Consider the following 12,906-nt stretch of genomic DNA (forward strand, 5'->3'; position numbering starts at 1 on the left):
AGCCTAATGCCAGCATATGAATATCAAGCCTTTAATGCGAAAGGTAAAAAGTCTAACGGCGTATTAGAAGCCGATACTCCTCGTCAGGTTCGCTCCAGCTTGCGTGAGCAGGGGCTTACGCCGCTGAAAATTACTCAGGTGGCAGAGCAAGGCCAAAAAGAAAAATCTAGCTTTGTCGCTGTGCGCCGCAAGGTCAGTACTTCTGATTTAGCGTTATTAACCCGTCAATTAGCCACGTTGGTGGCCGCCGCCATGCCGATTGAAGAATCATTAAAAGCGGTGGGGCAGCAATGCGAAAAACCTAAACTCAAAAGTATTATTTTGGGGGTACGCGCCAAGGTGGTTGAAGGCTATAGTTTGGCTGACAGTATGGCCGACTTCCCCGATGTGTTTGAAAAATTGTATTGCTCGATGGTGGCTGCGGGAGAAAAGTCGGGCCATTTAGATAAGGTACTTGATCGATTAGCCGACTATACCGAACAACGACAAGCAATGCGCATGAAAACCATGCAAGCGCTGATCTACCCAGCAGTGCTTACCACCGTGTGTGTATTAGTGATTGCTATCTTGCTGGTATCGGTGGTGCCTAAAGTGGTCGCCCAGTTTGAACATATGGGGCAAGAGTTGCCAAATGCTACTCAGTTCCTTATTTTTGTCAGTGAGTTAGTCAGTAATTATGGGCTAATTTTTGTGGTGGTCATTGTATTAGCCATGGTGATTTGGCAGCGTTTGCTACTAAAAGACAATATAAGAATGGCCTGGCATAAGCGCATTTTGTCGCTGCCCGTCGTGGGCAAAGTGAGTAAAGGGCTAAATACCGCTCGCTTCGCCCGCACCTTAAGTATTTTAAACGCCAGTGCGGTACCCTTACTCGAAGGTATGGGCATTGCTGGTGAAGTACTTACCAACGATTATGCTCGGGCTCAAGTACTCGATGCCGCCGCTAAAGTTCGCGAAGGGGGCAGCCTGCACCAATCACTTGAGGCGACTAAATTGTTCCCACCAATGATGTTACACATGATTGCCAGTGGTGAGCGCTCAGGAGAATTAGAAGGAATGCTTGAGCGAGCTGCCGATAACCAAGATCGCCAGTTTGAGATGCAAGTAAATATAGCGTTAGGGATATTTGAACCCGCCTTGATTGTGACTATGGCTGGGGTTGTGCTATTTATCGTAATGGCGATTTTGTTGCCTATTTTAGAACTTAATAACATGGTTGGGTTATAACCCATACTAGGATTTCGGAGTAAGAACATGCAAAAGTTAAAGGGTACCCGCTCAGCTAGCCAAGGTTTTACTTTGCTAGAAGTGATGGTAGTAATTGTTATTTTGGGTATTTTAGCTGGTTTGGTGGTACCAAACTTGTTGGGTAATAAAGAAAAAGCCGACATTCAAAAAGCGAAAACAGATATTATCGCCCTAGAAAATGCCTTAGATATGTATCGTTTGGATAATTCGCGTTACCCAACAACAGACCAAGGCTTAGATGCGTTGGTGACTAAACCTAGTTCAAGCCCAGAGCCTCGTAACTATCCAGAAGACGGCTACCTACGTCGCCTACAAAAAGACCCTTGGGGTAATGATTACATTTTAATTAGCCCTGGTGAAAAAGGCCGCATTGATATCTTCAGTGCCGGTTTTGATGGTGAAGAAGGCACTGATGATGACATTGGTAACTGGAATTTAGACCAGTAAGTTGCGCCAACCGCGGATAAGTTCTCGTTCACGCCAGCAAGGTTTTACCTTGCTGGAAGTGATTTTAGTACTGCTGTTAATGTCGATAGGCATTTATTCGGTAGTGATGTCGGTGTCTGGCACTAGTGAACAGAAAGTGATTGAGCAGCAAGCCAAGCGTTTAGCAGCCTTAGTACAATATGCCCAAGAGCGAGCCTTGCTTACCGGTTATGACTACGGAGTCTTCAGTGACGCTGAAAGCTACCAATTTGTGCGAATGGAAAAGCAACGCTGGGTAAAAATTGAAGACCGCATTTTTAAACCGCAAACATTCGAATTACCCTATTTTTTGGAACTCAACCTAGAAGATACCGATCAGCAAGAGCAAAGTTTTGGCACTGGCAGCTTGGGTTTTGAAGACAATAGCTTATTTGAAAAAGATTTTATTACCGAAGAAGTCACACAAAGCATTATTCCGCAGGTATTGGTGCTAAGTAGCGGCGAAGTCACACCGTTCACCCTGATATTTGCCTACGAGGATAGTAATAACCGTTGGGCGGTCAGTAGTGATGATTTGGGGCAACTCAGTATTTCTCGAGAAGAGTCGCAATGAAAACACAAGCCGGGATGACGCTATTAGAAGTGATGGTTGCCTTAGCGGTATTGGCCATCGCGGGAACCGCAGTGATGAAAAGTGCCTCGGAGAATTTGCGCAGCCTGAGTTATCTCGAAGATAAGTCATTTGCCCTTTGGATCGCCGATAACCAAATGGCCGAGTTAAAACTGAGCAATACTTGGCCTGGCACATCCAGTAAAAAAGGTACTACCCGGTTTGCCGATAACGACTGGCATTGGCGCTCGCAAGGCGTGGCAACTGCCGACAGCAACTTTATTGCCGTCACCATTTCTGTGTATCGCAACGCCGAAGAGAAAACAGCGCTGGCCGAAGTTACTAGTTATGTGAGTCGCTGATGAAACAACGCGGATTTACTCTCTTAGAAATGCTAGTGGCAATTGTTATTTTTGCCCTACTCACTATGGCTGCTTATCAGGTGCTGCAGGGGGTTATGCGCAGTGATGAAATTTCACAAAAACACGGAGAGCGTTTGCGTGAGTTGCAGCGGGCGATGTTCTTGATGCAGCGTGATTTTAATCAAATGGCCCCTCGCGCAGTGCGAGATGAAACCGAAGAACAGCGCCCCTTAGTCTTGGCCGGGAAATACTTGCTAGAAAGCGATGACATGGGCATCGAGTTTGTCACCTTAGGTTGGCGTAACCCGGCTTCGGTGCTAAGGCGTTCAAATGTTCAAAGAGTTGCTTACCTGCTAAAAGACGAAAAGTTAGTAAAGCGTTTTTATAACTACCCTGATGCTGTGGTGGGTTATGAACCCAGAGAAATGGTATTACTCGACGGTGTTGAAGAATTAAGTTTTCGCTTTCATGGCACTACAGGTTGGAGCGATGAGCTTTCCAATACCAGTAAATTACCTCGTGGCGTAGAAGTAACGTTTAGGCATAAAGTCTTTGGGGAGTTACGCCGCGTGTTCTTAACTCCTGAAGGAAGCCGTGCCCCAACGGCAACCCGAGCGCAAGAAGAGTTAGACAGTAATGCTAATCAAGGTGGTAACGATACGAGTAATGGTGGTGATGGCAACAACTCGGGTAGCCAACCTCCCCCGGAGGGCACCTAATGAACCAAGCTATTGGGTCTTTGCAACGCCAGCGCGGGGTTGCTTTGCTTACGGTGATGTTGATTTTGGCGGTAATGGTGGTGGTAGCCTCTCAATTTAGCCAGCGCTTACAACTAGACTTAGCCAGAGCCACCAATTTACAGCACTCGTTAAAATCAAATTGGTTATTGGCGGGTGCCGAAGCTTTTGCTTTCAAAGTATTAAAACAAGACTTGGAAGATGACGACCGGGTGCATCTTGGTCAATATTGGGCAACCGAAGGCATGGTTTTTCCGGTGGAAGACTCAGTAATCAAAGGACAAATGATTGATTTACAAGCCTGTTTTAATCTTAATGCGCTAGGTCAGCCTAATAAAACTGACGGACAGCCTCCTAAAGTTGCTGATCAGTTTATCGGTTTATTGGTGGCTGTTGGGGTAGATGCTTATACCGCAGAACAGATCACCGATGCGACTAGAGATTGGATTGATAGCGATACTATTCCACACCAACAAGGTGCAGAAGATAGCACCTACGAAGGTTTAAGCCCGGCCTATTTACCGTCGAATATGCCGATGGTTGACCGCAGTGAATTTCGAGCAGTTTATGGGGTAACTGCGGCGATTTATCGCCGCGTAGCGCCCTATATCTGTGCCATCCCTGAAGCAAGCTTAGCCATTAATGTGAATACTATCGCTGTGGACCAGCCTCAACTGCTGGAAGCCTTGTTTTATCCTGATCTAGATAACACTGGCGCGCAACAAGTCTTGAATGACCGACCCGATGAAGGCTATCGTACCTTGGATGAGTTAATGACCCATCCAGCCTTAGCGCCAATCCCCTTAACGTTGCCGGGCTTAAGGCAGACACTTTCATTGAATTCAAATTATTTTATGGCGAAACTGCAAGTAGAAAATGAACAAGGACAAGCACAAATGACCAGCGTTATTCAACGCAGTGGCACCTCTGATCTTAAGCTAATCCGCAGAAGTTATGGAGGTGAGCTATGAGCGAGCAACTGATATTGCGCTTACCCAGCAATGACAAAGATGTTATTAACTGGATTGTGTGGTCTGACAGCGAACAAGAAGTGATTGCTGCTGGGGAGCTCAGTAGCAGCGCCGAGTTAGCCTTGTTAAAAGAAAAGGCCGACCATCGCCGAGTATTGGTGTTAGTGTCTGCCGCTGATATCACTATGCACCAGTTAGCACTACCCAAAAGTGCCCAACGCTCTTGGCAGCAAGTGGTTTCTTTTATGCTGGAAGAGCAATTAGCTCAAGACCCAGATAGCTTGCACGTATGTTTAGTGGGTAAGGCAAAAGACACGATTGATATTGCCTGTGTGAGCCACCAACAAATGACGCTATGGCAAGATATGCTAGAAACGGCGGGAATCCACAGTCAAACTTGGCTGGTGGATAGCATGTGTCTACCAAAGCCCGAAGCAGGTCAAGCCTCAGCCATTCAGCTTAACCAGCAGTGGCTATTTCGCTTTGGCGATGACCATGCCATTAGTATCGACCAAAGCTGGTTATCAGTCGCTTTACCCTTGCTGGCTAACAAGTATCCAGAGTTGTCTATTCAGCATTACAGCCCAGCGCCCGAACTTGAAGTGACGGGCTTAGACTGGAGTGCTCGTTCTCCTGAATTAGCAATGAAGCTATTAGCTGATGGCAGCCATAAGAACAAATTCAATTTATTACAAGGACAATACGCCAGTAGTAATCCTTTAACCGCTATTCTAAAGCGCTGGCGTAAAGTGGCTATTGCCGCTGGTATTTGCTTTGGGTTAGCGCTAACCCATCAGTTGGTAGAGACCTATAATACACAGCAACAAATTGCTGCGGTAAATGACAACATTCGTCAAGTCTATAAGCGAGTATTCCCGGAAGTGTCGCGGGTTAGAGATAGCCGGATCCGTAGTGATTTTCGCAAGGCTATAGCCGATATAGGCCAAGAGTCTCCGCAGGATTTCCTAATGATGATGGTTCACCTATCAAGCGCGTTTGATAGACACCGAGATTTAGACCCGCTGAGTTTACGCTATGACCATAGTAAGGGAGAGATCCGCTTGCAGGCTCAGGCTAAAAATTTCCAAGTATTTGAACAATTCAGACAAGCAGTACAGCCTTTTACTACCGAACAAGGCACCTTGAGTAATAAAGCCGGTGCGGTAGTAGGTACCTTAATTATTAGGAAGTCTTCATGAAACAGTGGTGGCAAAGCTTAAATAAGCGTGAACAAGACTTGGTTATGATTGCCAGTGTGCTGTGTGCAATAGCAATACTGTATTGGGGCATTTGGTCACCGGTGGTTAACGCTAATCAAAGTGCCAAACAACAATTAATTAGCCAGCAAGAAACCTTGTTATGGGCACAGCAACAAGGGGCGCATATCATCGCCAATGGACGTTCTGCTAAAAGTGATGCTTCTGTGAAGGTGAGCCAAGCAGTCAGTAGCACGGCGCGTCAGCAGCGTATTACGATTACTCGCATTCAACCAAGAAATGAAGAAGTAGAAGTGTGGATTGACAGTATTCCGTTCAATCAGCTGTTGGCGTGGTTAGACATGCTCAGTAAACGCTACGGTATTATTGTGAAAAATGTCGATTTAGATGAAGGCAAACCTCAAGGTATCGTTGGGGTGCGTAGATTACGTTTAGGTAAGGCCGAATGAAGAAGTATATTGGTTTAGCGTTGCTATTAGTAACGGTGTATTTGGTCAGCTTAGTGGCCACCACACCCCTGGCGGTGGCGATAAATTACCTGCCCATACCCAAACAGGTGAAACTAAATCAACCGAGTGGTTCGCTATGGCAGGGTGAAATTTTGAGCGTTGAGCTACCGCAACTCACTCTAAACAGAGTGAGTTGGGACTTTAAGCCCGCCTCATTGTTGTTAGGTCGCTTAAGTGCTCAATTGACCCTCAATGATAGCAAGCAGTTGCAAGGTCAGGGTGTAGTTGGAATGAGCTTCTCAGGCTGGTTTGTTAAAGACTGGCATTTAGAGGCCCCAGCAAGTTGGCTAATAGAGCAAGTACCACTGCCTTTGCCCTTGTCCCTAGAGGGCGATATTCAATTGGATTTAGCTGAAGCGAGCCAAGGTAGCCCGTGGTGCGAACAATTGGCCGGTCAATTACGCTGGTTAGGCCCATTAGTTGTTACTCCGCTGGGCGAGTTACCGCTAGATAATGCTAACGCTGAGTTAAGTTGCATTGATGGTCAACCAAGCATTGTGCTTAATCATAAAGATGCTCAGCTAGAACTTGAGCTGCTAGCTTCTGTTGGCCAACCTAATTGGCTGGCTGAAGGCAAGATAAAAGCGGGGGCTCAGATGCCAAGAAGTATCAGCAATAACCTTAAGTTTATTGGCCGCCCCGATCCTCAAGGTTTCTATCGGTTTAAGCAGCAGGGGCGTTTACCCCGTTAAGCAAAATAGCTAGCGGCCTCTTCGCTAGCTGTTTTAATCGCTGGTTAAGCGAGTAATTCTTTCGTGAAATGGTGGTAATCGTCAATGGAGGGGTGATGCTCAAATACCTTGCTCGCTTGCATTGAATCAGGGTTACGGATCCCTAACAAATGCTTGATACCAAACTTCTTCGCTTGATCAAGCACCCGTTCATTATCATCTATAAATAAAGTGCGTCCGGGGTCAAATGGGTGGTGTGCAATGAACGTGTCCCATAGCTCTGGCGCTTCTTTGGGATAGCCGAATTGATGAACGCTGTACAAGGTATCCAAATATTTATCTAAGCCGGTTACTTTAATCTTAGTGGTAAGGCCATCAGGGTGACAATTGGTCAGTAAAATGCGTTGTTTACCTACCTGACCCAAGGCTTCTAAGAATGGTTTCACGTCGTCTCGCCACTTAATTTTGTGCTCCACATCGGTTTTCAGCTGACGAATATCTATATTGGTTTTATTGCTCCAATAATCGAAACAATACCAATCTAAAGTGCCAGACACGGTTTCATAATCAGCAAACAAGCGCGCTCTGGCTTGTTCTACGCTTACACCGTTCTGATGAGCAAACGAGATAGGCAGGTAATGCATCCAGAAGTAGTTATCGTAGTGCAAATCTAAAAGCGTTCCATCCATATCGAGTAAAACGGTGTCTATTTGGGTCCAGTCAAACATTCTTGCTCGCTAATCCTTGAGTGCTTCTAACAGCAATGTAACAATGATGGTAAGTGAATGATAGTAGGAACCGCGATGAGCAAGCATCATCCGCCTCGATTGTTAGACAGCGCAATTGCAGCCGAAAGCCGCTATTTTAAAATCGAAGAGTTACATCTTGAGTTCAGCAATGGTGAGCGAAGGATCTACGAACGATTAGTTGGTTCAGGCCAAGGCGCGGTAATGATCCTACCGATAACAGAACAAAATGAGCTGTTGTTAATTAGTGAATATGCTGCCGGCACAGAGCGTTATGAGCTAGGCTTTGTGAAAGGCTTGGTGGATATTGGTGAGCAGCCAATTGATGCCGCCAATCGAGAGCTACAAGAAGAGATTGGCTTTAAAGCCGATAGTTTGCAACTGTTGACAGAGTTATCGGTGGCGCCAGGTTATTTCTCTAGCCATATGACAGTGTTTATCGCCCAAGGTTTAACGCCCAGTGTATTAGTAGGCGATGAACCAGAGCCGCTAGAAGTGATTAACGTTCCCTTGAATGATATTGACAGCTTATATAGTCGAAAAGAGTTTTCTGAGGCCCGCAGTGTTGCGTCATTGTTGCTGTTAGAAAAATGGTTGAAGCAGAAAAAGGCGAGAAATAAATAGGATGTTTGACCCTGCAAGTGTACTGCCTGATGTTATTGAAATAGCCCGTGGTGCGGGTGAAATTATTCGTAATATCTACGAAAAAGGCGATTTTGTTAGCGAAACTAAAGAGGACGCCACGCCGGTCACCTCCGCTGATTATGCCGCCCACCATTTCATTATGGACAAACTTAGCGCGTTAACCCCCGATATTCCTATTTTGTCTGAAGAGCAAGCCGATATCTGCCTAGCCGACCGACAGCATTGGCAAACGTATTGGTTGGTCGATCCCTTAGATGGCACGCAAGAGTTTGTTTCTGGTAGTGGTGATTTCGCCACCGAAATCGCCTTAGTTCATGATAATCAACCCGTGCTAGGTGTGGTGTATGGTCCGATTGTGCAGCTGTTGTATGCAGCAGTAAAAGGCCAAGGAGCCTTTAAAGAGCAAAACGGTATCCGCACCCCTATACGCAGCCAGCATTACCAGGGTGTACCAAAACAGATCCGTGTAGCCACCAGTCGAGTGCAACGTCCTGCGCTATTACAGGCTATTTTGAATTGTGATTATCGTTATAAGCTTTACCCTCTGGGTAGTGCCAGTTTGAAAAGCTGTATGGTCGCAGAAGGTGCGGCTGATTGTTATATCAGAGTAGGGCCTACCGGTGAGTGGGACACCGGGGCGCCACAAATTATCTTACAAGAAGCGGGTGGAACATTGCTTGATTTGCACTTGCGTGACCTTAGTTACAACCTACGTGAATCACTAGAAAACCCTAATTTTATATCATTAGGTGACCCACAATTACCTTGGCGGGATATACTTAAAAACCCAAGCTAGGTAACAAGCCAGACACATCATACTAATATTCGTTTTTACAATGGTTTAACCTCAGGGTAATAGCGGGTATAATTTTGCCAATAATGACAAGGATGCCGAATACTACGGTCAGTAGGCACGATGAGGAGAGATAAGGGTGAAGCTTTTAAACTGGAAAACATTGGTATTGTCGATTGGTTTAACAATACTGCCTTCGGCCTTTGCTGCCGATATGTCAGATGACGCGATTGCAGAGCGAATTAAGCCGGTTGGTGAAGTTTACCTTGATGGTGAGTTAGACGTCGCTAAAGCTCCCGCTGCTGCAAGTGGACCGCGTGATGGTGAAACGGTTTATAACACCTACTGTACTGCTTGTCACAGCACAGGCGCAGCAGGCGCACCGAAGAAAGGGGATAGCGCTGCTTGGGCACCACGTATAGCACAAGGTGAAGAAACCTTGTTTAATCATGCATGGAACGGCTTTAGTGCAATGCCAGCCAAAGGAACCTGTGGTGATTGTACCGAAGACGAAATTAAAGACGTTATTGCCTACATGATCAAATAAACGCTTTGCTTGAATGACAAACACCACGTATAGCGTGGTGTTTTTGTTTGTGCTGTTTACTTAACGGTAGTGCAAGCGCTAACTATTTTTACGACGCCTCATGCGCTTTTTACTCTTTTGAAGCTCTTCTACCATTTTCTTACGTTCTTCTTTTTCAGCCACAATAATCGCTGTTTCCACCTTTTCAACCGCGACCATCGCAGGCGTTTCTAGGCTAATTCTCCCAATGGTGGCATCGCGTAGCTCATTGAGAATAATGGTGGCGACTTTTACGTAGTCAACATGTCCGCCGCGTACCAGACAGCCGCGTAACTTACCGATTTCTTCCATCAATACCACTTCAGACTCAGGCAGTTCATCTAGCTTGTAGCGTGTTTTAAGTGCTTCTGGATAGGCTGCTAATAAATACTCGCAGGCAAATGCGGCTACGTCATCATAGTCCATTGCCGTGTCTTTTACGGCACCGGTTGCGGCTAAACGGTAACCACTGGCGACATTGTCAAACTTAGGCCACAGAATTCCGGGGGTATCAGATAAGATGATATTTCCGTCTAAGCGGATCCGCTGTTGGTTTTTAGTGACTGCGGGCTCATTACCTGTTTTAGCAATTTGTCGACCTGCCAAGGCATTAATTAAGGTTGATTTACCCACATTAGGGATACCACAAATCATGGTATGAATAGGCTTATCTACGCCTCCTTTATTGGGTAGCATGCTACGACACAAGGCCAATAAATCTTGAGTTTGATTGCCTTGAATTGTACATAGAGGGATGGCTTTCACACCTTGCTCTTGCTCGAAGTATTCTTGCCATTGCGCTGTAACAATGGGATCGGCTAAATCACTTTTATTCAGTACTTTGATACAGGGTTTGTCACCGCGTAAGGTGGCTACCAGAGGGTTTTCACTACTATAGGGAATGCGTGCATCCAATACCTCGATAATCAAATCGATTTTTGGCATCACTTCTTTAATTTGTTTCTGGGCTTTGTGCATGTGCCCTGGATACCATTGAATGGCCATTCCATCCCCTTTGATTTCACTAAATTGGCGCTTATTGTACTCAGTAAAGGTACAAAGTGTAGTTCTTTGTGACTATTTGCTCGCAGGCCGCGACTCAGATTGTTAACTAAGTGTCTAAAAATCTTAGTTACTGTCTATTTTTAATATTGCTGCTATGTTCAAATAAGCACAGCTCGATTTGCTTTTTTTAAGGCGCTGGTCGACCCCATATACTCAGACAATCTTAGGGAAGAGATAATGTCTATGACAGACCTACCAGATGACAGTGAAGCAGGCTCATCATCTGATCTTCAAGCGGCGGAGCCTCATCGCTCTGGCGCTAGCTTACAAGTACGTTATGAACACCATAAAGCGCGTCATCAGCATTATAAAAAGGCCTATCGGCATCTTAAAAAGTATCGATGGATAAGCTTAGGGGCCTTGGTTGTGGCGTTTACAACAGGCTTTTCGCTGATGGCTATATTGCCAACCTATAGCCAACTTCAAGATGATTATGAAGGGGTATTGGTCGATGTAAAAATCAGTGAAGATCAAAACCTATTATTGAAAGAAGCTTTATTGGCAGAGCGCAAGCATAATTTTGAACTCAACAAAGAAGCGCATCCAGAGTTACGCATTTTCGCGTTTAATACCTTAATCGCTACAGACCAGCAAAATGTGCGTTCTGCCTTTTTTGAAGCGACAGACAAGATAGGTAAGCATGTCGATGTAAACTACCAGTTGTTGGTGGCAGGGCCAATAGAGCAAGATTTGTTCTTGGTGTTGATCGATCAAACCGGAGAAGAAGTACATCAGCAAGCGATTGATTTTGGTAATACACCTCCCCAGCAAGATGAGTCGCTAACCTTAGAAGGCGCACTGTCCTTGGATAAAGATATTGACGTTCGTTATTTCAGAGTGAAACAGCTTACCCCTGATAATTAGCTATTTCCTGCGCGTGAAGCGTGCGTCATTAACTATTGCACTCAACAACCGTTATTTACAGCCTCAAATTTTGTTTATGAGGCTATACTGCCTATCAAAAATTGATCCCTTAATGATTGAGAGGCAGCGATGTATATTACCGACCATTTTGATAGTGGCAATATTCGTGTGGTGGCGTTAGACGACCCGCAAAATATCCAACTTGAAATTAAACAGGACCACCAATCAGATTTTTTTCAGTGGTTCCACTTCCGTTTTGAAGCACCTTTAGAGCAAAACTACCAATTCAATATCATCAATGCGGGTAAGTCTGCTTATGCCAAAGGTTGGCAGGGTTATCGCGTCGTGGCTTCTTATGATAGAGAAGAATGGTTTAGAGTGGATGCAGACTTTGATGGAGAGCAACTAAGCTTTTCTTTATTGCTTGAGCAGCCAAGTATCTATTTTGCTTACTTTGCGCCATATAGTTACGAGCGTCATCAAGATTTATTGCACACCATGCAGCAAGATTATCGGGTAAATCTCAATACCCTTGGGCAAAGCTTAGACGGGCGCGACATGAGTTTACTGACCATTGGTGACCCCGAGCAAGCACAACACAAAGTGTGGGTTATTGCTCGCCAGCATCCAGGTGAAACCATGGCAGAATGGTTTGTTGAAGGCATGTTAGGCAACTTGCTAGATCAAGATAATCCACTGGCCATGAAACTGTTGGAGAACACGGTTTTTTATGTGGTGCCAAACATGAACCCCGATGGCTCAGTGCGCGGCCACTTACGCACCAATGCTGTAGGAACAAATTTGAATCGAGAGTGGCAAAATCCGAGTATGGAGCGCAGCCCCGAAGTCTTTTTAGTTCGACAAAAAATGCTTGAACTCGGCGGGGACCTATTCCTCGATATACATGGAGATGAAGATCTACCCTACAACTTTGTGGCTGGCTGTGAAGGCATACCCAGTTACGATCAGCGTCATCAGCAATTAGAAGAAACCTTTAAACAAGCATTTATGGCTATCTCTCCAGACTTTCAAGACCAGCATGGTTACGATAAAGACCAGCCTGGTGAAGCCAATCTCACCATCGCTGCAGCTTGGTTAGGTGAGCAGTTTAAAACCTTGTCTTATACCATTGAAATGCCGTTTAAAGATAATGCAGACATGCCCGATGAGGCCTTTGGTTGGTCGCCAGAGCGGGCGATGCAATTGGGTTGTGACGTATTGTTCCCCATTAACCAAGCTTTGAATAAGTTGTAATGTTAATGGCCAATGCTTGGGCATTGGCCTTTTGTCAGGTTTTTTTACACTCCAGTTTTATCATTAATCATAAGCTTATTGATGTTTTATCGTATGTTTAGCGTAAAACGAGAATAACTGTGATCGATGTCTCTACCGGTCTATTTTGACTGTGTCAACTATTTATACAGTTTATATTATTGATGTTGTACCTTTTAATTTACATGCTGTTATGGTGATGATT

Annotated in this window: 16 protein-coding genes; 14 read left to right on the forward strand and 2 right to left on the reverse strand. The window is 45.2% G+C overall.

What is annotated here, in order from left to right; genetic code table 11:
- Positions 1 to 6: 6 nt before the first annotated feature.
- From gspF to ACVFI8_RS12330, 9 genes are read left to right on the forward strand one after another with little or no spacing between them, the layout of a single operon-like run.
- Positions 7 to 1,227: a type II secretion system inner membrane protein GspF gene (gene gspF / locus ACVFI8_RS12290; RefSeq protein ID WP_248713190.1), complete on the forward strand. Its 1,221-nt coding sequence runs from the start codon at positions 7 to 9 to the stop codon at positions 1,225 to 1,227.
- Positions 1,228 to 1,254: 27 nt separating this feature from the next.
- Positions 1,255 to 1,695: a type II secretion system major pseudopilin GspG gene (gene gspG, locus ACVFI8_RS12295; RefSeq protein WP_248713189.1), complete on the forward strand. Its 441-nt coding sequence runs from the start codon at positions 1,255 to 1,257 to the stop codon at positions 1,693 to 1,695.
- A gap of 1 nt (position 1,696) precedes the next feature.
- Entirely contained in the window at positions 1,697 to 2,287 is a 591-nt protein-coding gene (gspH, locus tag ACVFI8_RS12300; RefSeq protein ID WP_256469292.1) for a type II secretion system minor pseudopilin GspH, read from the forward strand.
- The gene (gspI, locus tag ACVFI8_RS12305) at positions 2,284 to 2,646 is read left to right on the forward strand and encodes a type II secretion system minor pseudopilin GspI (protein WP_248713188.1); all 363 of its coding nucleotides are present in this window, start codon (positions 2,284 to 2,286) and stop codon (positions 2,644 to 2,646) included. Before gspH ends, gspI begins: the two co-directional genes overlap by 4 nt.
- Complete coding sequence (gspJ, locus tag ACVFI8_RS12310) at positions 2,646 to 3,365, forward strand: type II secretion system minor pseudopilin GspJ (protein ID WP_457871492.1); 720 nt, start codon at positions 2,646 to 2,648, stop codon at positions 3,363 to 3,365. Before gspI ends, gspJ begins: the two co-directional genes overlap by 1 nt.
- Positions 3,365 to 4,354, forward strand: a complete 990-nt coding sequence (gene gspK / locus ACVFI8_RS12315; RefSeq protein WP_248713186.1) for a type II secretion system minor pseudopilin GspK — start codon at positions 3,365 to 3,367, stop codon at positions 4,352 to 4,354. Before gspJ ends, gspK begins: the two co-directional genes overlap by 1 nt.
- Positions 4,351 to 5,553, forward strand: a complete 1,203-nt coding sequence (gene gspL / locus ACVFI8_RS12320) for a type II secretion system protein GspL (protein WP_457871493.1) — start codon at positions 4,351 to 4,353, stop codon at positions 5,551 to 5,553. Before gspK ends, gspL begins: the two co-directional genes overlap by 4 nt.
- Entirely contained in the window at positions 5,550 to 6,020 is a 471-nt protein-coding gene (gene gspM, locus ACVFI8_RS12325; protein WP_457871494.1) for a type II secretion system protein GspM, read from the forward strand. Before gspL ends, gspM begins: the two co-directional genes overlap by 4 nt.
- A complete protein-coding gene (locus tag ACVFI8_RS12330; protein ID WP_457871495.1) occupies positions 6,017 to 6,772 on the forward strand; it encodes a type II secretion system protein N in 756 nt (251 codons plus the stop codon). Before gspM ends, ACVFI8_RS12330 begins: the two co-directional genes overlap by 4 nt.
- A 44-nt stretch (positions 6,773 to 6,816) precedes the next feature.
- On the opposite strand, the gene yrfG is transcribed toward ACVFI8_RS12330, so the two are convergent.
- The gene (gene yrfG, locus ACVFI8_RS12335) at positions 6,817 to 7,479 is read right to left on the reverse strand and encodes a GMP/IMP nucleotidase (RefSeq protein ID WP_457871496.1); all 663 of its coding nucleotides are present in this window, start codon (positions 7,477 to 7,479) and stop codon (positions 6,817 to 6,819) included.
- A gap of 75 nt (positions 7,480 to 7,554) precedes the next feature.
- On the opposite strand from yrfG, the gene nudE reads away from it, so the two are divergent.
- The 3 genes from nudE (at position 7,555) to ACVFI8_RS12350 (ending at position 9,482) form a co-directional block, all read left to right on the forward strand.
- Positions 7,555 to 8,121 (forward strand): ADP compounds hydrolase NudE, encoded by a 567-nt coding sequence (gene nudE, locus ACVFI8_RS12340; RefSeq protein ID WP_457871497.1) that lies wholly within the window; start codon positions 7,555 to 7,557, stop codon positions 8,119 to 8,121.
- 1 nt (position 8,122) lies between these two features.
- Complete coding sequence (cysQ, locus tag ACVFI8_RS12345; protein WP_457871498.1) at positions 8,123 to 8,938, forward strand: 3'(2'),5'-bisphosphate nucleotidase CysQ; 816 nt, start codon at positions 8,123 to 8,125, stop codon at positions 8,936 to 8,938.
- Between the two features lie 136 nt (positions 8,939 to 9,074).
- Entirely contained in the window at positions 9,075 to 9,482 is a 408-nt protein-coding gene (locus tag ACVFI8_RS12350; protein ID WP_248713179.1) for a c-type cytochrome, read from the forward strand.
- A gap of 78 nt (positions 9,483 to 9,560) precedes the next feature.
- Here ACVFI8_RS12350 and ylqF read toward each other — a convergent pair whose 3' ends face one another.
- Positions 9,561 to 10,505 carry a ribosome biogenesis GTPase YlqF gene (gene ylqF, locus ACVFI8_RS12355; RefSeq protein ID WP_248713178.1) on the reverse strand — a complete coding sequence of 315 codons (945 nt, stop codon included), beginning with the start codon at positions 10,503 to 10,505 and terminating at the stop codon, positions 9,561 to 9,563.
- A 237-nt stretch (positions 10,506 to 10,742) separates the two neighbouring features.
- Here ylqF and ACVFI8_RS12360 point away from each other — a divergent pair, with 237 nt between their 5' ends.
- Together ACVFI8_RS12360 and ACVFI8_RS12365 are read left to right on the forward strand one after the other, a co-directional pair.
- Positions 10,743 to 11,429, forward strand: coding sequence for a hypothetical protein (locus ACVFI8_RS12360; protein WP_248713177.1), 687 nt, complete (start codon positions 10,743 to 10,745; stop codon positions 11,427 to 11,429).
- Positions 11,430 to 11,558: 129 nt separating this feature from the next.
- Positions 11,559 to 12,683 carry a M14 family metallopeptidase gene (locus ACVFI8_RS12365; protein WP_248713176.1) on the forward strand — a complete coding sequence of 375 codons (1,125 nt, stop codon included), beginning with the start codon at positions 11,559 to 11,561 and terminating at the stop codon, positions 12,681 to 12,683.
- The last annotated feature ends 223 nt before the right edge of the window (positions 12,684 to 12,906 follow it).

The sequence above is a fragment of the Agarivorans sp. MS3-6 genome, assembly GCF_054112545.1.